The sequence below is a fragment of the Lentzea cavernae genome (genome assembly GCF_014653695.1).
Lineage (GTDB): Bacteria > Actinomycetota > Actinomycetes > Mycobacteriales > Pseudonocardiaceae > Lentzea > Lentzea cavernae.
Genome location: NZ_BNAR01000005.1, coordinates 146,178 through 166,621 on the forward strand (window position 1 = coordinate 146,178; position 20,444 = coordinate 166,621).

At 66.0% G+C, this 20,444-nt stretch carries 20 protein-coding genes; 10 read left to right on the top strand and 10 right to left on the bottom strand.

The features are described 5' to 3' along the window. Positions 1 to 21 precede the first annotated feature (21 nt). Positions 22 to 615, top strand: a complete 594-nt coding sequence (locus IE307_RS18150) for a DsbA family protein (protein ID WP_191299155.1) — start codon at positions 22 to 24, stop codon at positions 613 to 615. Further along, entirely contained in the window at positions 612 to 1,148 is a 537-nt protein-coding gene (locus IE307_RS18155) for a vitamin K epoxide reductase family protein (protein ID WP_191299156.1), read from the top strand. The genes IE307_RS18150 and IE307_RS18155 overlap by 4 nt, the downstream gene beginning before the upstream one ends. Positions 1,149 to 2,236: 1,088 nt before the next feature. On the opposite strand, the gene IE307_RS18160 is transcribed toward IE307_RS18155, so the two are convergent. The 3 genes from IE307_RS18160 to IE307_RS18170 form a co-directional block, all read right to left on the bottom strand. Further along, positions 2,237 to 5,074: an NACHT domain-containing protein gene (locus IE307_RS18160; RefSeq protein WP_191299157.1), complete on the bottom strand. Its 2,838-nt coding sequence runs from the start codon at positions 5,072 to 5,074 to the stop codon at positions 2,237 to 2,239. 618 nt (positions 5,075 to 5,692) lie between these two features. Next, on the bottom strand, positions 5,693 to 6,238 hold the full coding sequence (locus IE307_RS18165; RefSeq protein WP_191299158.1) for an HAD family hydrolase: 546 nt from the start codon (positions 6,236 to 6,238) through the stop codon (positions 5,693 to 5,695). Then, the gene (locus tag IE307_RS18170) at positions 6,235 to 6,972 is read right to left on the bottom strand and encodes a DeoR/GlpR family DNA-binding transcription regulator (RefSeq protein WP_229904824.1); all 738 of its coding nucleotides are present in this window, start codon (positions 6,970 to 6,972) and stop codon (positions 6,235 to 6,237) included. The genes IE307_RS18165 and IE307_RS18170 overlap by 4 nt, the downstream gene beginning before the upstream one ends. Before the next feature lie 73 nt (positions 6,973 to 7,045). Between IE307_RS18170 and IE307_RS18175 the strand changes: the two genes are divergently transcribed. The 5 genes from IE307_RS18175 to IE307_RS18195 are packed head-to-tail and all read left to right on the top strand — an operon-like array spanning position 7,046 to position 10,315. Further along, positions 7,046 to 8,203, top strand: coding sequence for an MFS transporter (locus IE307_RS18175; protein ID WP_229904825.1), 1,158 nt, complete (start codon positions 7,046 to 7,048; stop codon positions 8,201 to 8,203). A gap of 10 nt (positions 8,204 to 8,213) precedes the next feature. Beyond that, entirely contained in the window at positions 8,214 to 8,885 is a 672-nt protein-coding gene (locus tag IE307_RS18180) for an RraA family protein (RefSeq protein ID WP_191299160.1), read from the top strand. A gap of 4 nt (positions 8,886 to 8,889) precedes the next feature. Continuing rightward, on the top strand, positions 8,890 to 9,456 hold the full coding sequence (locus tag IE307_RS18185; protein ID WP_191299161.1) for a TIGR03086 family metal-binding protein: 567 nt from the start codon (positions 8,890 to 8,892) through the stop codon (positions 9,454 to 9,456). A gap of 44 nt (positions 9,457 to 9,500) precedes the next feature. Next, the gene (locus IE307_RS18190; protein WP_191299162.1) at positions 9,501 to 9,899 is read left to right on the top strand and encodes a VOC family protein; all 399 of its coding nucleotides are present in this window, start codon (positions 9,501 to 9,503) and stop codon (positions 9,897 to 9,899) included. Between the two features lie 5 nt (positions 9,900 to 9,904). Then, positions 9,905 to 10,315, top strand: a complete 411-nt coding sequence (locus tag IE307_RS18195) for a YciI family protein (RefSeq protein WP_229904907.1) — start codon at positions 9,905 to 9,907, stop codon at positions 10,313 to 10,315. A 39-nt stretch (positions 10,316 to 10,354) separates the two neighbouring features. On the opposite strand, the gene IE307_RS18200 is transcribed toward IE307_RS18195, so the two are convergent. The 3 genes from IE307_RS18200 to IE307_RS18210 all read right to left on the bottom strand — a co-directional run bounded on the left by IE307_RS18200 (position 10,355) and on the right by IE307_RS18210 (position 14,843). Beyond that, positions 10,355 to 13,492, bottom strand: a complete 3,138-nt coding sequence (locus IE307_RS18200; RefSeq protein ID WP_191299164.1) for a S8 family peptidase — start codon at positions 13,490 to 13,492, stop codon at positions 10,355 to 10,357. Between the two features lie 95 nt (positions 13,493 to 13,587). Next, positions 13,588 to 14,280, bottom strand: coding sequence for an aspartate/glutamate racemase family protein (locus tag IE307_RS18205; protein WP_191299165.1), 693 nt, complete (start codon positions 14,278 to 14,280; stop codon positions 13,588 to 13,590). 8 nt (positions 14,281 to 14,288) lie between these two features. Beyond that, on the bottom strand, positions 14,289 to 14,843 hold the full coding sequence (locus tag IE307_RS18210) for a TIGR03086 family metal-binding protein (RefSeq protein WP_191299166.1): 555 nt from the start codon (positions 14,841 to 14,843) through the stop codon (positions 14,289 to 14,291). A gap of 67 nt (positions 14,844 to 14,910) precedes the next feature. On the opposite strand from IE307_RS18210, the gene IE307_RS18215 reads away from it, so the two are divergent. Beyond that, complete coding sequence (locus tag IE307_RS18215; protein WP_191299167.1) at positions 14,911 to 15,681, top strand: helix-turn-helix domain-containing protein; 771 nt, start codon at positions 14,911 to 14,913, stop codon at positions 15,679 to 15,681. Here IE307_RS18215 and IE307_RS18220 read toward each other — a convergent pair. After that, complete coding sequence (locus tag IE307_RS18220) at positions 15,674 to 16,096, bottom strand: VOC family protein (protein ID WP_229904826.1); 423 nt, start codon at positions 16,094 to 16,096, stop codon at positions 15,674 to 15,676. The two genes, IE307_RS18215 and IE307_RS18220, sit on opposite strands and share 8 nt — an antisense overlap. A 123-nt stretch (positions 16,097 to 16,219) precedes the next feature. Here IE307_RS18220 and IE307_RS18225 point away from each other — a divergent pair, with 123 nt between their 5' ends. Next, entirely contained in the window at positions 16,220 to 16,810 is a 591-nt protein-coding gene (locus IE307_RS18225; protein ID WP_191299169.1) for a LysE family translocator, read from the top strand. Here IE307_RS18225 and IE307_RS18230 read toward each other — a convergent pair. Then, positions 16,807 to 17,796: an AraC family transcriptional regulator gene (locus IE307_RS18230; protein ID WP_191299170.1), complete on the bottom strand. Its 990-nt coding sequence runs from the start codon at positions 17,794 to 17,796 to the stop codon at positions 16,807 to 16,809. The two genes, IE307_RS18225 and IE307_RS18230, sit on opposite strands and share 4 nt — an antisense overlap. A gap of 72 nt (positions 17,797 to 17,868) precedes the next feature. On the opposite strand from IE307_RS18230, the gene IE307_RS18235 reads away from it, so the two are divergent. Then, positions 17,869 to 18,879 (top strand): aldo/keto reductase, encoded by a 1,011-nt coding sequence (locus tag IE307_RS18235; RefSeq protein ID WP_191299171.1) that lies wholly within the window; start codon positions 17,869 to 17,871, stop codon positions 18,877 to 18,879. Between the two features lie 22 nt (positions 18,880 to 18,901). Here IE307_RS18235 and IE307_RS18240 read toward each other — a convergent pair whose 3' ends face one another. After that, complete coding sequence (locus tag IE307_RS18240; RefSeq protein ID WP_191299172.1) at positions 18,902 to 20,146, bottom strand: RNA polymerase sigma factor; 1,245 nt, start codon at positions 20,144 to 20,146, stop codon at positions 18,902 to 18,904. Positions 20,147 to 20,153: 7 nt separating this feature from the next. Continuing rightward, positions 20,154 to 20,384 carry a YciI family protein gene (locus IE307_RS18245; RefSeq protein ID WP_191299173.1) on the bottom strand — a complete coding sequence of 77 codons (231 nt, stop codon included), beginning with the start codon at positions 20,382 to 20,384 and terminating at the stop codon, positions 20,154 to 20,156. Between the last annotated feature and the right edge of the window lie 60 nt (positions 20,385 to 20,444).

The following is a 20,444-nucleotide window of genomic DNA, read 5'->3' on the forward strand; positions in this document are numbered from 1 at the left end:
CGCCTCACGTGGAGTTCCGCCATGTCGAAAAACGCACGTCTGTCCCTGGTCATCGTCGCCGTCGTGGCCGTGGTGGTCGCCGGTTTCCTCCTGTTCAGCCGCAACGACACCACCGCCGCACCCCAGTCGGGCAGCGGGGTGACCGTCGTCGAGTACCTCGATCTCGAATGCCCGTCGTGCCGCGCCGCCTTCCCCGGCGTCGAGCGGCTCAAGACCGAGTACGGCGAGCGCGTGACGTTCGACGTGCGGCACTTCCCCATTCCCAGCCACCGCAACGCCGAGCTGGCCGCCGTCGCGGTCGAGGCCGCGGGGGCGCAGGGCAAGCGGGACGAGATGTTCCGGCTGATGTTCGACGCGCAGCAGGAGTGGGGTGGCCAGCAGACCTCGCAGCGGGCGGTGTTCGCCGGGTTCGCCCAGCAGCTCGGGCTCGACCAGGCCGCGTTCGACAAGGCGCTCGACGACTCGGCGTTGCGCGAGCGGGTGCTGGCGCAGCGGGCCGAGGGCAGCAAGGCCGGGGTGACGGGCACGCCGACGTTCTTCATCAACGGCACCAAGTTCACCGGCGCGCCCTCGTACGACGCGCTGAAGAAGGCGATCGAGAAGGAGCTCTCGTGAACCGGATCGTCGCCTGGGTGCTGGCCGTCGGCGGGTTCGTCGGGCTGGTCGCCTCGTTCGTGCTGACGATCGAGAAGATCGCGCTGCTCAAGGACCCGTTCTACGTGCCGACGTGCAGCATCAACCCGGTGCTGAGCTGCGGCTCGATCATGAAGACCTCGCAGGCCGAGCTGTTCGGGTTCCCCAACCCGCTGCTGGGCATCGCGGGCTTCGCGGTGGTGACGACGCTGGGCGTGCTGCTGCTCGCCGGGGTGTCGCTGCCGTCGTGGGTGTGGATCGGGCTGCAGGTCGGAACGACGTTCGGCGTGCTGTTCGTGCACTGGCTGATCTTCCAGTCGCTGTACGTCATCGGCGCGCTGTGCCCGTACTGCATGGTCGTGTGGGCGGTGACGATCCCGATCTTCTGGTACACGACGTTGCGCAACATCCGGCCGGGGTTCCAGTTCCACAGCGTCGTGCTGATCCTGTGGTACCTGGTGATCGCGGGCCTGGTGCTGCAGGCGTTCTGGTTCTACTGGTCGTCGCTCTTCTAGTGGTGCGTTACGTGACGTTGACCAGGTGACATGTCCGGGTGAGATGGGTGATTTGGTGGCGAAGCTGGTCTCGGCTTGACACGGGCGTTGGCATCGGATGTAGGTGTGATCACGGCGTCCTGGTTGGCATATTGCGGTGGCCGGTGCTAATGAAAGCGCAGTAGCACGCAGCGTGGCGAACTTGACCCCGATCCAGTTCGCCACGTGCCATAAGTCGCACGAACACCAACTCGATCTAGTTAGCGCCGGCGCACTTGCGAACGTCGAAGTATCTGTGCGGCAAGAAGTCACTCATTATCGACTACGACTTCTCCTCCGTTCAGCGGGTACTCAGAGGACTTAATAGGTTGAGGAACTCACCTTGGCGTTTATAAGAACGAATCAGCCAGAAGATTTTGTCGGCGCCTAGATAAGCGCAGCGAGCATGTGTATTACGTCGTCGTGCCGGTTGCAGGCCGCACTCAACCGGAGCAGTCTGGACTTCGATCGCCGGGCTCTCCTGTGCGGGCATGAGATTCAGCGCCGAACTCGACGAAGCAGATTATCCGGCGCTCGTCAGGCGGGTGGCCGTAGAGCCTAAGATCCGATCCATCCCGACCGGGAAATCTTGGTCTGTTGAGGCCTTCCGGTGACCGTGATCTGCCGCCAACCACTTAGAATCCGCCGTAGCCTTCGGGCTGTCCGCGGCGACCGAGCCGCGTTGCCACCTGATCACGCAGCATTGCGAGCGACCAGGTGGCAACGCGGTGATAACCCAGCCAACGAGAGACTAAGGAAATCTATGAGCCCAGCGCGTAGGCCGGCTCGTCGATCGCGTGGGAATTTAGTCATTGCTGAACTGCATCAACATCTTTATGTCACGGCTTAATCTGATTTTCGCCCGACATAAACACCATAATTGTCCGATCCAACTTCACTGAAGCTCCGAATCCTAGATGATCCGCGTCGACTTCCGCAATCTTACATCGACAACAGCCAGACCAATACGTCCGGACCACCTACAACCACCGCCTGCGCTTAAAATGCAAGATTGGACTACAAGGATATCCAAAAGTTCGAATGCAGGGTCGACAATTCGTAGTGAGCAATCAAAGGTTTTCCGGCATAGGGCGCGATGGAAGCACGTCAAATTCCCTTCGGGCCCATGAGACGAGGAATGATTGGGTCTCCCAAGCAATACCGCCCTCCGCCATCGAGTACATCAACTTCGAGTGATGCTCGCTGGCCGCACGGGCGACAGCAAGGTGATTTATGATTGGCACATCAGGCAGTCTCAGGTCCGACGCGCCGGATACTTGAAGCTCCAAGTAAGGTAAGAAGACCAATGCCAGAACATTGGCCGGCAGGGTGCCCAGCGGCGCGGCGGCGACAACTTGCCCAAACCAGTGCGTAGCAATGGCAAATCCCTGAATTTCGGAAGGGTACCATCGAGTCGCATCGATCCAAGGCAGAGGTGCTTTAATAAGCGCGTTTTCCAGCAAGGAAAAGTCAATCTGCAACCCACTACCAGACAATTTGCCCAGGCGTGTGACAAGAGGCGGCTGAGACCCAGTCAGAATTGAATCAGCAAGATATAAGACCTCCGGGCCAAACTGTTTCACAAGTTGAGCCGGATCGATGTTGCCGGCAATCCCCCACCAGGGTCGATTCTTACGCCATTTGGATAGCTTGCGTTTGTGTCGATCAAGAAGCTGTAGTTTGATTTCACTCCACGCTTGTACACGACGCTGGTCCGCGCCAATGAGGTGCCGATCAAGTTTGGATAGCAACAGCCAAGCGGATTCGTTGCCAGTGCGAATCTCGGAATCAAGCTCGGCGGCCACATTTTTCAGCAATGCTTCAAGATTGCCAGGTGCGCTGCGATACATCAGTTCGTGCAGTGCATCGTCACGCGCGTGCATCTCATCGAACGCATACTTACCGACCCAACAGTGGAATCGACTGTCCGGTGTACCATCGACGGCACACCGGACAGCAACCGCAACAACCTCGCGAATCACATCGTATGCAGGTTGAATGTAGGCAAGAATTCTGGCCGCAAAGCTGCGCAGCAAAACAGCGTGGTCTGGGAGTTCTTCGATCGCGTTAAGTACCAGTCGGAGAACTTCCTCCGCCCCTCCGTCGACGTTACGATCGAGCTGCTGCAATGCAATCTGAGCAACTACATCCCACTCTCCCACGAAAACCCGTGGCGACAGAGTGTTCCAGAGGCGCTCTGCCGTCGGATTGGTCCGCACCAGGTGCTCGGCGGCAAAGAATTCCAAGAAAGTCCGGTGGGTAAACCCGTAACTCGGCTCGGTTTCTGTGGAGCCCACATCGGTAAGAATCCAGGCCCGCCCGGCGCAAAATTCTAGGAATTTCTCCGCAGTACCTATTGCTTCGTCCTCATCAAACTTTTTGGCCACCAGATGCTCGACGAGAAATCGCACGATTCGACGCCTCGGCAATGCTTTTCCGGATTCTTCCGCACTGAAAAGTTTCCAAGCCAGATGCTGTACTGCCCCGCGCAAACGCCCCTGAAAGGGCAATGGGATCGCAATTCCGCGCATCGAGTCCCAACGGTCAAACAACATAACCGCACATCGCTCATAGACCTGAGCAAGATTACGGGGAATGTAATGCTCACTGGAATACATGGCACACAGTAGGGCTAGCAGTAGAGGATTCGCTCGCAGCTCAGCGACCTGCTCGCTCTCCCTGAGAAAAGACTCAGCCATTGACCCTCGGTCACTTACGGGAGTGGCTTCGTCCAACGCAAACCATTTGTGGGCATACTCTTTCACCTGCCCTGAAGTCATTTGGTAAACCACTCCTACCGAGAACGAGTCTGACGCCAGCGGGGCATCGGCGTAACCAATCAATCGAGCGGTGACAACGACAGGCACATGCGAATACCTGCTCACGAATCCGTCAACCAGCTGGACGACGTTACTTCGCAGCTCCGGACTTACGAGTTCGTCGAGTCCGTCCAGAAGAACCACGGCTCGACCACTGCTCAACAAGTATTCAATTGCACCTGGCGGAACCGTTAGATTGTAAGGATCGGCGCAAATTTGCTGGAGGTAAAAAGCGAGTCCTTCACCACCTTTACGGAAAGCGTTCGAGAAGTTGCGAAGCACCAGGAGAAATGGCACTTTCCCTTCAGCCTCGGCGACCCGGTCGGATGCGATGTCATGAGCGAGTTTCGCGACCAGGGTGGATTTACCTGCGCCTGGATCACCAAGAATCACCGAACGTTGTCCTGGCATCGCCAGTTCGCGCAGTACCGGCACGCGCGAACCTTCCTGTTCCGGACGCAAAACCGGAGCCACATATAGTTTAACGTACGGCACCGAACGACTCGTGCCCAAGTGAGGCAATCGCATATGGCGATGCACCGAAGCGACCTGCGCTCGCATCTGATCTGCGAACTCGTGTATTTTCGTTAGATGGCCAACTAGTGCAAGTAGCCGTGAACTTGAGACAGCAACGGTTGTACGATGAGCCAACGCCGCCGCTGCCGCAGAATCAAGTTCGACGATTTTGTTTGCGTCGATGCACCAAATCACACCCGCAGTGACCGCATCCATGACTACATCGGCAGCGGTCAGCAGCAGGTCAGGGCGCAGTCCAGTTGAATGCTGCAAACCGGCGCGAATCGCTTCTCGAGTATCAGGGAAGATGTTTTTTGGCGCCTGTTTCGTCACTCGTCCAACTATAAACCGAAGGACGATTTCTTCGAACGCTGGCGAGCGTAAATATCCATCGAAACCTATAATCTCTTTTCCGTCCAGCTGATTGATGAGGTCATCTGCAACCGCAACTGGAGTCATAGTCCGCGCATCCTTGCGTAGCGTCAGGCGTTGCTGGTGCGCCTTCGTCCACCCAAAGAGCTTTCCTCCAGCTTGGCCCACTGCCCGACCGACGGCCGTCTCAATCCCTGCCATCGCTACATCATCTCCCAGGTGGGCCTTGTGCTGTGAGGAGGATGCCTCTATCTCAAATACGCCCTGATCAAGGGCGACGCCGCTTCTTATAACTGAGCCGCCAACACGCAACCGCCGAGGGCATGAACTCCACTTGGCGAAGTATTTTCGGTTCTGACTCAAACAGGAAAATTCTTGTCGACACAGAATCGACAACACCCCGAGGTCACCGGTATGGGGCTGTGATTAAAGATCAACTCGTGCCCTGGCGACGTGCTGTTCCGCTGGAATACCAAAGCACGGACCGACGGGATTGGCAGCCTGTCGGGTTGCCACAGGTTCCTGCTCGTCACTTAGCCGCAGAGTGATTGCTGGCGACCAATGAGACGGCGGCAAAGTTTAGAGAGCGAAAGTCAGGTTACGGTGGGGTGCACGGTCGCGCTTGATGTGGTCGGCATTGGTTGTAGTGAGCCATGGGGCGGTTCAGCGCCGATCCGATGAGCAGCCGAGCACAACCTTGCAGAACACCGCGATCGCAACCTGTGTCCGATAGTGCCACTCCCGCCCCAAGCCGAAGACTAACTTTGCTATCGGCTCATCTATCTGCACCTGGGTCTCGTTACCTACAAATGTTAGGTATTATTGGACGCGAACACCGAGCAGCGTGCGCAGGCCGTCGATCCCGGTGAAGTGGTGCCCCCGCATCCCCACCAGTTCGGCGGCCCGCACGTTCTCCAGCCGGTCGTCCACGAACAGGACGTCGTCGTCGCCCAGCGCGTCGCGGCAGAACTCGAACGCGGCGCGGTCCGGCTTGGCGTGGCCGATGCGGCAGGAGAACGCGCGCACCTCGAACAGGTCGAGCCACGCGTAGGTGCGTTCGAAGTTCCGGGCGAGGTCCTCGGGGATGTTGGACAGCAACGCGATGCGCCGGCCCGCGTTGTGCAGTTCGTGCAGCAGCGCGACCATCTCGTAGTCGATGCGGCTCCAGCTCGCCACGTCCTGCTCGACCAGGGGCGGGTGGCCGACGAGGGCCCAGTACTCGTCGGACGTCACGTCGCCGCGGTCGTAGGCGGGGCGGTGCTCCCAGTAGGCGTCCCAGAACTCCGGCGAGGTGCTCATCGTGGCCATGACCTCGGGTGACTGGTCGCGGGCGATGACGCCGAACATGTCGAACAGGACGATCACGCCGTCACCACCGTGACGCCCGCGGCGGCCAGGCCGTCGTCGCCGTCCGCGTCGGTGACCACGGCGTCCAGAGAGGACACCGGGGCCACGTGAGCCAGGGCGGTGCGGGTCAGTTTCGAGGCGTCGACGGCGGCGATGACGCGGCGGGCCGAGGTGATGGCGGCTCGTTTCACCGAGGCGTCCTCCAGGTCGAAGGCGGTCATGCCGTGTTCGGCGGACAGGCCGCAGCAGCCGATCACGGCCGTGTCGAAGCGCAACGCCTCCAGCGACGCCAGTGCCAGCGGGCCGGTGAGGGCCAGTTCGCCGGGGCGGGGGCGGCCGCCGGGGACCAGGAGCGTCACCGAGGCCGACGACGAGAGCGCGTTCACCGAGTGCAGCGACAGCGGCATGACGGTCACGCGCCGGTCGTGCAGCAGGCGGGCGACCTCGAGGCACGTGGTGCCGGCGTCGAGCACGACCGACTCGCCGTCCGCGATCAGGTCGGCGACGACGGTGGCGATGCGCCGCTTGGCGTCCATGTTCTCATCGGAGCGCAGTGCGAACGGGGGTTCGGAGCCGCGCAGCAGCAGGCTGCGGGCGCCGCCCCGGTAGCGTTCGAGGACGCCCTGGGCCGCGAGGACCTCCAGGTCGCGGCGGATGGTCATCTCGGAGGCGCCGGTCAGCGACGCCAGTTCCGCAACGCCGAGGGAGCCTGCGTCGCGGACCGCCTCGGAGATCTGCTTCAGTCGGGACACGATCGTGATTGAACAACAGTGATGTGCGAAACTCAACCTTTCGAACACGCCATCCGTTCGTTAGCTTGTGCATGTGAACGCTCTCAGGGCCGCGCGGGCCGCCACCTTCACGTACTTCGCCCTCAACGGGTTCCTGCTCGGGCTGTGGCTCGTGCACATCCCGACCGTCGAGGACAGCACCGGCATATCCCACGCCGAGCTCGGCCGGCTGTTGCTGCTGCTCGGGCTCGGCGCGTTCATCGGCATGCGGATCGGCGGCAAGGTCACCGACCGCGCGGGCGTGAAGCTGGTCGTGCCGATCGCCGGTGTCGTGTGCAGCGTGACGGCGTTCCTGCCCGGTGTGGCCGTCAACCAGTGGACGCTCGGTCTGGCGCTGCTCATCTTCGGCTTCGGCAACGGGCTGATCGACGTGAGCATGAACGCGCACGCCGTGGTGGTGGAGCGGCACTACGACCGTCCGGTGATGTCGGCGTTCCACGCCACGTGGTCGCTCGGCGGTGTGGCGGCGGCGTTGACCGGTGCCCGCACGCTGAGCTGGGAGCTCTCCCCCGCCACCACCCTCGGCGCCGCCGCGGTGCTCGGTGTGGTCGTCAGCCTCGTGACCGCCCGCTTCCTGCTCAACGAGAAGGAGGAGCAGGCCGCCGAGCAGACCGGCAAGCGCAAGGCACCGCGCCGGATCTGGATCATGGCCGTGCTCGCCCTGCTGGTGATGCTGAGCGAGGGCGCCGCCAACGACTGGAGCGTGCTGCACCTGCAGGACGTCCTGAACGCCTCGCCGCAGATCGCGGCACTCGCCTACGGCGCGTTCGCCACGACGATGACGGTCGGGCGGCTGCTCGCGGACCGCGTGAGCGCCAAGATCGGGCCGATGGCGGTGCTGCGCTGGGGTTCGGTGATCGGCGCGGCGGGCATCGCGACGGCGGCGCTCTCGCCGTGGATCTGGCTGGCCCTGGTGGGCTGGGCGATCGCCGGCATCGGACTGTCTGGCACGGTGCCGCAGCTCTTCAGCGCCGCGGGCCACGCCGAACCCGGTGCGGCGGGCGTCAACGTCTCGCGCGTCGCCGGACTCGGTTACCTCGGCGTGCTGGCCGGACCGGCGGTGATCGGCTGGCTGACGCACTTCGTGCCGCTCAACATCGCGTTCCTGCTGCCCGTCGGGCTGTGCCTGGTCGCGGCGTTCTCGGCGGGCGTGTTGCGCACGGAACACACCGAGGAGAAGGTCTCGGCGTAAGAATGCCCGCATGGATCTCACCACCCTCGATCTGACCACGGCGCACCTGGCCGACGCGTGCATCCGGGCGAACATCCCGGTACGCACGGCCGTTCTGGCGCCGGTCGTCCCCGGCACGAAGACCGCCGGCCGCGTGCTGCCCGCACGGCACGCGGGCAGCGTCGACGTCTTCCTGGAGGCCCTTGAACGCAGCGAACCCGGTGACGTGCTGGTCGTCGACAACGACGGCCGCACGGACGAGGCCTGCGTGGGCGACATGATCGTCCTCGAAGCCGGGAACGCCGGGCTCGCCGGCGTGGTCGTCTGGGGACTGCACCGCGACACCCAGGACATCCGCGCGATCGGGCTGCCGGTCTTCAGCCTCGGCGCGAACCCGACGGGACCGTTGAGCCTGCGCGACCGTGCGCCGGAGGCACTCTCGACGGCTCAGGTCGACCAGTGGACCGTCACGGCCGACGACGTCGTGTTCGGCGACGACGACGGCGTGCTGTTCGTACCCGCCTCCGAGGTCGACGCGCTGATCGAGAAGGCGCGCGGCATCCGGGACGTCGAACGAGCGCAGGCGGACCGCGTGCGGCAGGGTGAGTCCCTGCGCAGCCAGCTCCGGTTCGACGAGTACCTCGCGAGCGGACTCACGTTCCGCGAGCACCTGCGCAGGATCGGCGGCGCCGTCGAGGAGTGAGGCCATGATCGCGGACAGGTACAGGGCACGCGCGGACGCGTTCGAGAAGAAGATCGCGAACGTGCGCTCCGACCAGTGGGCCGATCCGTCGCCGTGTGCGAAGTGGACGGCGCTCGAGGTCGTCGACCACGTCATCGACATGCACGGCGTGATGCTCGGCCATCCGATCCCCCGCACCGAGGACCCGCTCACGGACTTCCGCGAGGCCCGTCGCCAGGTCCTCGACGCGCTCACCTCGGACCGTGCGACGAGCGAGGTCAGCACGCCGGCAGGTCCGATGACGCTGGAGGACCACGTCGACCAGGTCGTGAGCGACGACCTGGTGCTGCACGGCTGGGACCTCGCCCGCGCCACCGGCCAGGACGAGACGATCCCGGCCGCAGACGTCGAACGCCTCTGGGCAGGCGCGACCTCCGTGCCCGCCGAGCTGATGGAACGCTTCCGCACACCCGGCGCGTTCGGTCCCGGCATCGAGGTCTACGGCGCCGAGGTCCCGGTGCCGCAGGACGCTCCGCTGCAGGCCAGGCTGCTCGGGTATGTGGGCCGCGACCCCGTGTCGAAAAGTTCCTGAGCACTTCGACGGGTGCGTGTAGGGCTCCGCTGAGAGGAACGAACATGGACTGGACCCTGGAAGTCATCGTCGTGCCGGTGTCGGATCTCGACCGCTCGAAGCGCTTCTACTCCGAGCAGCTCGGCTTCACCGTCGACCACGACACGACGTTCAGCGAGGACGCGCGCGTCCTGCAGCTCACCCCGCCCGGCTCGGGCTGCTCGATCGTGATGGGCAAGGGCATCGTCAAGGGCGAGCCGGGCACGTTGAAGGGCGTGCAGCTCGTCGTGTCGGACCTGGAGAAGGCCCGCGCGCAGCTCGTCGAGCGCGGGGTCGAGGTCGGCGAGATCGTGCGCATGAACGAGGCGGACGGAGGGTCGTTCATCTTCTTCGACGACCCGGACGGCAACAGCTGGGCCGTGCAGGAGATCAAGGCCCGCGCGACAGGTGGGGAGTGGAAGTGAAGTACATGCTGGTCAGCTACGGCGGCAGCCAGGAGGACTGGGAGGGCCTCGCCGCCTGGTCCGACGAGGACATGCACCGCATGATCGCCTACATGCGCGACCTGGACGCCGAGCTGCGCGCCTCCGGTGAGCTGTTGCAGTCCGAGGGGCTCAGCGGTCCGGCGCGGACGTTCGTGGTGCGGGGCGGCGACGACGGCCCGGTCGTGGTCGACGGTCCGTTCGCGGAGTCCAAGGAGGTCATCGCCGGGTACTGGGTGGTCGACGTCGCCAGCGAGGAACGCCTGCTGGAGATCGCGCGGAAGGCCTCGGCGTGCCCCGGTCCCGGTGGGAAGGTGCTCAACCAGCCGATCGAGGTGCACCCGATCATGAGCGCCCCCGACGTGGACCCGGAGACCCTGGCGCCGTACCAGAAGTAGTGGTGAGGGGCCGGTGAGCACCGGCCCCTCACCACCGGATCACTTCAGGTCGTACGCGCGGATGATCGTCTGCTGGACGTCACCGCCCGCGTCCGCCGCACGGGCCTTGAACGACACGTTCTTGGCGCCGTGCGGGTGGACCAGCGTGAGCTGCCAGCCCGCCCGCGTCTTGCGCAGCGGCACCGGCTTCCACGTCGTGCCCTCGTCGTAGGACACCTGCACCGCCGGGGCCTTGATGTTCGTGACGGTGCCCGTTCCGTTGCGCTCCACCGTGATCGGCACGGTGACGACGCGTCCGGCGCGGTTGTTCGCGTCGAGCTGCGGCGCGAACCGCACGGCCAGCAACGGCACCGACTTGTACTGGTCACCCGGCACGTTCTCCGAGTGGAACGACCAGTCCGCGGTGACCTTCGACGACTGCGAGTCGCGCGTCGCCTCGGTGTGGACGGTGAAGCGCTTCCTCTCCGCCGGTGCGTCCGGGATGTAGGCGTACCCGGACTCGGGTTGGTCGGAGATGACCTTGCCGTCCACGGTGACGGTGGTGCGGCCGGTGTTCGTGCTGAACCCGTACATGTTCTGCGCGCTGTGCAGCGGCAGGTCCAGGCGCAGCACGTTGCCCACGCGTCCGGCGAAGCGCACGGTTCCCGGCTGGTGCGGCACACCGGGGCCGTAGACGGCGCTGTTCCAGTGCTCGGTGACGGCCTTGCCGAGCTTGAACACGCGGGGCACGACCGAGAACTGGGAACCGAGGCTCGGGTACTCGCCGAGCTTCGTGAACTCCGTCAGCGCACCGTCCCACTCGACGCCGGGCGTGTAGAACTCCTTGAGCCGCAACGGCAACGGGCCGGAGGCGCCGCTGTCGCGCTGGCCGATCGAGCCCGGCACGCGTGCGTGCGTGACGGAGTTGACGCGTGCGAGCTCGCGGTCCTTCACGGAGCGTTGGACGTTCGCGGGCACACGGGTCTTCTCGCCGATCCGCACGTGGTACTGGTACGGGCTTCCGGCGAAGGTGCCGTCGGCGGCCGGCTTGGCCAGCACGGACTCGGCGTAGAACTCGAACGTCGGCCACGACGTCTTCGACGGCAGGACGCGCACGGAGTCGAAGTTGTTCAGGTACCACGTTCCGCCGGTCTGGCCCCAGGTCGCGGTCATCAGGAACCCGAGGCCCGCCGTGGCGGCCTTCGCCTCCTTCGCCTCGACCGCGATCCCGACCTGGTTGCCCTTCCGGGCGTCGAACACGATCTCCGCGTCGGCGGTGACGTCCAGCGCCGGTTCGGTGAGCGTGGTGATCAGGCCGCTCTCCCGCGTGCTGATCGTGCCGTCGAGGAAGTACTTGCCCTTGGGCAGGCGCTGCACGAGCGTGCCGGACGGGTCGTAGCGGAAGTACGCCTGCGGCTGGTCGAGGCTGACGAACCGGTAGTCGTAGTACTGCGACGGTGCGCCGGCGTGGTCGAGGAACTTGAGCGTCAAGTCGTAGCTCTCGACCTCCTTCACGACACCGATCGGCACGCGCGCGCCGTCCGAGGACAGGACCACCGCGCCGTAGACGCCGTCCGGCACGTTGGCCTTCGTGTCCGCCGTGACCGTGGCGTCGGCCGTTCCACCCGCAGGGATGGTGAGCTTCGACGGCGAGACGCTGAACAGCCCGGCGGCCGCGGGCTTGACCTCGGCGACGCTCAGGTCGAGCGTCACCTCGGACGTGCCGTGGTTGCGGTAGGTCAGCTTCTGAGTGATGGGCTTGTCGTCGTCGTGCGGCCACAACGCGGTGCCCAGCGAGAAGCTGCCGTGGTTCGTGGAGACCCCGGCGGACGCCGCGCGCCCCACGTCGAGACGTCCCGCGCCCTGCTCGTAGATGCTCAGAGACGGGTTGGGCTTGGCGGTGTTCATCAGCGCGGCCTTGATGTCCTCGGCCTTCCACGCTGGGTTCTTCGACGCGAGGATCGCCGCCGCTCCCGCCACGTGCGGGGTGGCCATCGACGTGCCGGACAACGCGACGTGACCTTCGTCCACGGGCGTGCCGATCTGGCCGTTCTTCGCCTTGGCTGCCACGATGTCGACGCCCGGCGCGGTGATGTCGGGCTTGACGGCGTTGTTCGTCCAGCGCGGGCCGCGCGAGGAGAACTCGGCGAGGCTGTCGTCGCGGTTGACGGCGCCGACGGTGAGGGCGGCGTCGGCGGCGGCGGGCGAGCCGATGGGGCCACCGGAGTTGCCCGCGGCGACGACGAACAGCGAGCCGGTCTGCTCGGTGATGCGGTTGAGCGCGAGCGACATCGGGTCTGTGCCCTCATCGGGCCACGAGCTGCCGAGGCTCATGTTGACGACCTTGGCCTTGGTCGCGGCCCACTCCATGCCGGCGATGATGTCGCTCTCGCGGCCACCGCCGAAGTCGCCGAGCACCTTGCCGATGACGAGCTTCGAGTCGGGCGCGATGCCCTTGTACTTGCCGTCGCCGGTCACGGTGGAGGCGACGTGCGTGCCGTGGCCGTGGCGGTCGTCGGTGGTGTCGCTGTCGGAGAAGTTCTTCGACTCCACGACGGCGCCCGCGAGGTCCGGGTGGGTCTCGTCGACACCGGTGTCGAGGATCGCGACGGTGACGTCCTTGCCGGTGAAGCCCTTCTCCCACGCCTGGGGCGCGCCGACCTGCGCGGCGCTGCGGTCCAGCGACGCGGTGACCTTGCCGTCGAGCCAGATCCTGCCGGTGCCCGCCGCCCGGGCACCGGCCCAGAACGAGCCGTCCTTGCCGACCGTGATCGCGTGCGAGCCGATGCTCGGCAACGACTCGGCGTTCGCCGCGCTGACCGCCTGCCCCTGCACGATCAGCGGGATCGTCCTGCTCGCCTTGTCGTCGTAGCCGGATCTGGCGAGCAGCGAGACGTCGAACAGGCGCTCGTCGAGCTCGCCGGAGTTGAGCCGCGCCTGGGCGTCGAGCGGGACGACGTGCAGGTCGCCGCGCGGGTCCGTGAAGCTGCGGAACCCGACGTTCTCCCTGCCCTGGGCGCCTCTGGCCTGGACGCGGCCGTTGTTGACGGTGACCTTGTCACCGGTGACGAGCGTGACCTCGGTGGTCAGCCCGCCGGCGTGCACCTGGTTCTCCTGCGGCGCCGCCGAAACAGGAACGGCTGCCGTGGCGGCAACCACGACAGCCGTCAGCCCGGCGGCGATGTGTGATCGTTTCAACGCGAACTCCCCTAGTTCACTGAAGAAGGAATAGCCCTCAGTGACTAGGACACTTCGTACGGTGGCCGCGTTGCAGCCGCGATCACGTCACGCGTTCACAGAACCGTCTGGATGGCCCGTTCGACGGCCGCCTCGACGTGCAGGCGGGTGGTCGGGAACACCGGAACGGGCACGTCAGCCTGCGAGATCAGCAGTTCGATCTCGGTACACCCGAGAATCACGCCCTCCGCCCCTTCGAACCGTGCGATCACGTCTTGATAGGCGCGGCGCGACTGCTCGCGGACGATGCCGAGACACAGCTCGTCGTAGATGATCCGGTGCACCGTCGCACGGTCCTCCTCAGACGGCAGCAGCACCTTCAGACCGTGCGCCTCCAGCCGTTCGCGGTAGAACGCCTGGTCCATGGTGAACCCGGTCCCGAGCAGCCCGACCGTGGTGAACCCGGCCCGCGTGATCGCCTGCGCCGTCGTGTCCCCGAGGTGGATCACCGGGATGTCGACCGCCGCCTGCACCTGGTCGAACACCTTGTGCATGGTGTTCGTGCAGATCAGCAGGAAGTCGGCCCCACCCGCCTGCACCTGCGCGGCGGCCTCGGCCAGCGCCTTGCCCGCGTCGTCCCACCGGCCCTCGACCTGCATGCGTTCGATCTCGGCGAAGTCGACGGAGTGCAGCACGACCTTCGCGGAGTGCAGCCCGCCCACCCGTTCGCGCACGAGCACGTTCGCGAGCCGGTAGTACTCCGCGCTGCTCTCCCAGCTCATCCCGCCCAGCATTCCGATCGTCAGCATGGCACCAGTCAAGCACTCCACCGCGGGTCGCGACCGGTGGTGGCCAGCAGCCGCTCGAACGGCGAGGCGTCGGCCGGTGCCGCGACGGCCTCCTTGAACACCTTCCACTCGACGGCCATCGGCCCCATCTGGCCGACCAGGCCCTCGACCTCGGCGAACACCTCGGGGTCGGGCTCGAAGCGCTGCCCGGTCGCCTGCGCGAGGTCGGACATGTGGATGGTGAGGTCGAGCAGCGCCAGGCCGCCGACGGTCTGCGCGGGCAGGTTCATGTTCCCGGCGATGCCCTCGGTGGCGCCCGGCTCACCCCACGCCTCGACGAGCTTCGCCGTCTCGGCGGGGTACTGAGCGCGCCAGTCCGGGTAGGACGGGGTGTGGCTGAAGTCGGCGTCCTGCTTCGCCGCGAGCTTCTGGAACTCGACGACGACGTGCAGCAGGTGGTCGAGCAGGGCGCGGACGTCGTAGTCGGCGCACGGGGTGGGCTTGGTCAGGTCGTCGTCGGAGATGGTCGCGATGACGGGCAGTGCGTGGTCGCGGGCCCGGTCGAGCAGAACGCTGAGCTTCATGGTCGTGAGCCTATTTCCGGGCGTATCGGCGTTCTTGAAGAAACGCGCCAACCTAGGATTCCCTTTTATGCAGGGACCGCGCCGCGACACTCGGGGGATCGTGGACGCGCGCGAGCTGTTCGCCCGCGTGCGGTTCCGCCGCCGCATGCCGTGCCCCGAGCTGCAGCCGTACCTGGAGCACTACTGGCTGATCGACGGTGAGCTGGATGCGCCGTACACCACGCACGTCGTCCCGCATCCGTCCGTGAACGTCGTCTTCGAACGCGGACACGACCGGCCGGAGATCGCCGGCGTGGGGCTGGGGCTGTTCAGCCGCGTGCTGGACGGTCGGATCCGGGTGGCGGGGGTGCAGTTCCGGCCCGGTGGGTTCCGGCCGTTCCGGAGCGAGCCGGTGTCGGAGTGGACCGGTCGGCACGTTCGGCTCGACGTGCCGTCGTCGCTGGTGCTGGACGTGGAGGACGAGGACGAGCGGGTGGCCGCGCTCGACGCGTTCCTGCTCGGGCTCGGGCCGGTGCCCGATCCGCAGGCGACGCTGGCGATGGAGCTGGTGCAACGCATCCGGGACGACCGGTCGGTGCGGCGGGTCTCGGACTTCGCGCGGGACTGCGGTGTGGCGGTGCGGACGATGCAACGGCTGTTCGCGGACTACGTCGGGGTGAGCCCGAAGTGGGTGATCCTGCGGTATCGCATCCACGAGGCGTTGGAGCGTGCCGAGTCGGAGGTGGAGTGGGCTCACCTGGCCGCCGACCTCGGTTATAGCGACCAGGCGCACCTCGTGCGGGACTTCACGCAGACTGTGGGCGTCTCCCCCACGGCGTACGCGCGCGCTCTCACGTGAGGTACTCGCACAGTTCGACGAGGATGCCTTCGGGTCCGCGCACGTAGCAGGTCCGCAGGAGGTTCTCGTAGGTCTCGACGTTCCTGACGACCTCGGCGCCGTGGGGCTCGAGGCGGGCGAGGGTGTCGTCGAGGTCGTCGACGGTGAAGGCGACGTGCCGCAGGCCGAGGGCGTTGATCGGGGCGTGTGAGCCGCCGTCGATGCTCTGCGGGGCCTGGAACTGGCTGAACTCGATCCGGTACCGGTCGTCCGGGGTCTTCATCATCGCGATCTCGCTGACCGAGCCGTCGAGTCCGATGACGCCGTCCACGAACGCGCCCTCCATGTGCGCCTTGCCCTCGAGCTCCATGCCGAGCGCCTCGAAGAACGCGACGGCGGCCGCGAGGTCGGTGACGGTCATTCCGACGTGGTGCATGCTCTGGATGCTCATGTCCTGGGGACGGAGCCGCCGACGCGTTCTCGACGTCCGAAGTGGTCCAGTTTCGCGGGCCGTTTGTGGCTCTCCTGGTTGGACCGCTTTGGCGGCACAGTCAGCGGCATGACTCTCGCCTTCCTGATCACGACGTTGATCGCGGTCGCCACTCCCGGCACCGGGGTGCTGTACACGTTGTCCGCCGGTCTCGCGCACGGGCGCAAGGCGAGCGTGATCGCCGCGTTCGGCTGCACGCTGGGGATCGTGCCGCACGTGCTGGCCACGGTCACCGGCCTCGCGGCGTTGCTGCACGCGAGCGCGCTGGCGTTCGAGATCGTGAAGTACCTGGGCGTCGCGTACCTCGTGTACCTGGCGTGGGCGACGTTGCGGGACAAGAGCGATCTGGTCGTGGACACGTCCGCCGCGCCGACCTCGGCGCGCAAGGTCGTGGTGTCGGCGGTGCTGATCAACCTGCTCAACCCGAAGCTCACCATCTTCTTCGTGGCGTTCCTGCCGCAGTTCGCGACGGGATTCGGGCAGATGGTGACGCTGAGCGCGGTGTTCATGGCGCTGACGTTCGTGGTGTTCGCCGTGTACGGGGTGTTCGCGGCGTCGATGCGTGACCGCGTGCTGGCGCGACCGCGGGTGGTCGTGTGGCTGCGCCGGTTCTTCGCTGCCTCGTTCGCGGCGCTGGGGGCGAAGCTCGCCTTGTCCTAGCGTTTCGGCCGCGCGTGCAGTGCGGCGCGGAACTCTCGTGGTGACATGCCGGCAACGCGTCGAAAAGCGGTGCTGAAAGCACTTTCGGACTGGTATCCGATGGCCTCGGCTATGGCCGTGAGCGAGTCCTCCCTGCGCAGCGCGGCACGCGCCAGCTGCATCCGCCACTCGATGAGGTAGTCGAGAGGAGGCCTTCCCACCCTGCTCCTGAAGTTCACGGCGAAGGCCGACCTCGACATCATCGCGATTCCCGCGAGTTCTTCGAGCGTCCAGCGATGGCGTGGATCGGCGTGCACGGCCCGCAGTGCCGCCCCGATCCCGTCATCGGCGACGGACGCGAGCCATCCCAGGGGCTCGTGGGACGAACCGGCGTGCGACCTCAGCATGTGCACCAGGAGGATCTGGGCCAGGTGCTCGAGCACGAGGGACCTGCCCGCCTTCTGCGTCTCCATCTCGTGGACGAGGATGGTCGCGATGTTCCAGAGCAGCGTTCCGTCGGCATCGTCGGCTTTGACGACCACGGCCGGGGGAAGCGAGGAGAACAGGGTCGACGAATCGGAATCCCGGAACTCGAAGTCGACGCTGCACGTGTACGTGACGGCACCTTCGGAGACCTCGGTTTTCTCCTGCGGAGGTCCGCTCGAATCACGGGCTGCCTCGATGGAGCTCCCGAGTCCATAAGGGGGTGGATTTCCCAAGAGGTAGAAATCGCCCGTGTTCAGGAAAATGGGTTCCAGTCCGTCGACGCACAGCCAGCACTCGCCTTCCACGACCACACCGAGCTTGATGTGCGGGAAAGGTGAGAACTGGGCGCCCCACGGTGCTGCCGCCCGCAGTGGCACAGGAGCGACGGTCTGAGGCCGTGCCAGCGCCAGAGCGTCCCGGAAGGGGTCGTGAGCATCAAGGGTGACCTCAGCCCTGGACGATCGGTAAAGATTACTGGACTCCACGTTATGGACTATACGCCCGATGCTGGGAACGATCATGTCTGACGGCGGGAGCTGCCAGGTGCGAGAAGCCTGCTCCCGCCGAATCGACACGAGGGGCGAAGAAAACTAATGCGTTACCGATTTCTCGGCAGGTCCGGGTTGCGGGTGTCGGAGTTGTCGCTGGGGACGGGCAATTTCGGCACCCGCTGGGGACATGGCGCGGACGCCGCCGAGGCGAAGGCGATGTACGACACCTACAGGGAGGCGGGAGGGAACTTCATCGACACCGCTTCCAACTACCAGGCGGGAGAGGCTGAGGAACAGCTCTCCGACATCCTCTCCGCCGATCGCGAGGACGTGGTCCTGGCGACGAAGTTCACCATGGGCACTTCCGCGAGCAGCGGCCTGCACGTGACCGGGAACAGCCGGAAGGCGATGGTCCAGTCCCTGGAGCAGAGCTTGCGCCGCCTGGGCACCGACCGCGTGGACGTGTTCTGGGCCCACGCGGCCGACGAGTCCACGTCCATCGAGGAGATCGTGCGGGCCTTCGACGATCTGATTCGCGCCGGCAAGATCCTCTACGCCGGTCTCTCGAACTTCCCCGCGTGGCGGGTGGCGACGGGAGTCACCCTGGCACAGCAGCAGGGGTGGGCCGCTCCCCTCGCGATCCAGGTCGAGTACAGCCTCGTGGAGCGGGGTGCCGAGCGCGAGCTGGTGCCGATGGCGGACGCCTTCGGTCTGAGCGTCCTCGGGTACTCGCCTCTCGGCGGCGGTCTTCTGACAGGCAAGTACCGGCGGGGCGCGACAGGGCGCGCGCAGAGCTCGATCAGCCAGTTCCTCCACCGCGAGGACGACCCCGCCAAGGCCAAGGTCCTGGACGCCGTCGAGAGCGTCGCGGCGGAACTCGAGACGACTCCGGAGCGCGTGGCGCTCAGGTGGTCGATGTCGAAGGGGGTTCTCCCCATCGTCGGTCCGAGGAGCGTGGACCAGCTCACCTCCCACCTCGCGGCCGGCGAGCTGGACATCTCGGGCCGGCAGCTCGATCTGCTGGACGAGGTGAGCGCGCCCCAGCTGGGATACCCCCACGGGATGTGGTCCGAGCACGAACGGGTCGAGAAGAAGCGATTCGCCCAGCCGTGAGAAGTGTCGGGCAGCGGGGTGCCTAACAGGCGGCGGCGCGTTCGAGCAGCAGCGTGCGTTCGCGTTCGTTGCGGGTGAGCGAGGCGGCTTTCTCGAACTCGGCCTTCGCCTCTGCGGTGCGCCCGAGCTTGACGAGGAAGTCGCCCCGCACGCTGGGCAGCAGGTGGTAGCCCTGCAAGGCTTTCTCGCCCGCGATCTCGTCGACCAGCGCGAGGCCGGCGGCGGGCCCGAAGGCCATCGACAACGCCACCGCGCGGTTGAGCTCGACGATCGGGGACGGCGAGATCTGCGCGAGCACCTGGTAGAGGGCGGCGATGCGCTGCCAGTCGGTGTCCTCGGCCTTGCGCGCACGGGCGTGGCACGCGGCGAGGGCGGCCTGCAGGTAGTAGGGGCCGGGTGGCTGGTTGAGCGCTTCGGCGCGTTCGAGTGCCTTCAGTCCGCGGCCGATGAGCAGCCAGTCCCAGCGGCCGCGGTCCTGCTTCAGCAGCAGCACGGGTTCGCCGCCGGGACCGGTGCGGGCCTTGGTGCGGGAGGCCTGGATCTCCATCAGCGCGACCAGGCCGTGGACCTCGGCTTCCTTGGGCGCGAGCTCGGCGAGCACGCGGCCCAGGCGCAGTGCTTCGGCGCAGAGTTCGGGGCGCAGCCAGTCGTCGCCCTGCGTGGCGGAGTAGCCCTCGTTGAAGATCAGGTAGAGCACCTCGAGGACGCTGGCCAGCCGGGTCGCGAGTTCGGGGCCTTCGGGGACCTCGAACGGCACACCGGCGTCGGCGAGGGCCTTCTTGGCCCGCACGATGCGCTGGGCGACGGTCGCGTCGCTGACCAGGAACGCGCGGGCGATCTCCTCGGTCTTGAGGCCGCCGAGCATCTTGAGCGTGAGCGCGACCCGTGCCTCGGTGCCCAGGACGGGGTGGCAGGCGGTGAACATGAGGCTCAGGAGGTCGTCGCCGATCTCGTCCTCGATGCCCTCGGAGGCGTCCGGCGTGGCCTCCTGGACGTCGCGGCCGATCTCCTCGACCTTGCGGTTGAAGTTCTCGCGCCTGCGGATCTGGTCGATCGCCCGCCGTTTCGCCGCCGTCATCAGCCACGCGCCGGGGTTCTTCGGGACGCCCTGTTCCGGCCACTGCTCCAGCGCCTGGACCAGCGCGTCCTGCGCCATCTCCTCGGCGAGGCCGACGTCGCGCACGTACCTGGCCAGCGCGGCGATGACCTTCGCCGACTCCATCCGCCAGACCGCGTCGACGGTGCGGTGCACCGAGGTAGCCCCCATGGGGGCATCAGACCACAGCCACCTGACGTATTTCCACGACGCACGCCGGGAGGACGATGCGCTTCACCCGCTGCACCGCCTCCTCGTGGTCGCGGACGTCGATCAGCCAGTACCCCGACACCCCGCACGCGCCGGGGACGAGGTCTCCGGCGTCGAGCAGGACCCCCGCGCACCGCAGCGCGTCCCCGTGCAGCGCCGCCAACGGTCTCGTGCTCCTGACGAACACCATGAACCGCACCGGACCTCCTCGTTCGCCCTCTCACGGGGACGTCGAACGAGGAGGTCCGGAATCGACGCG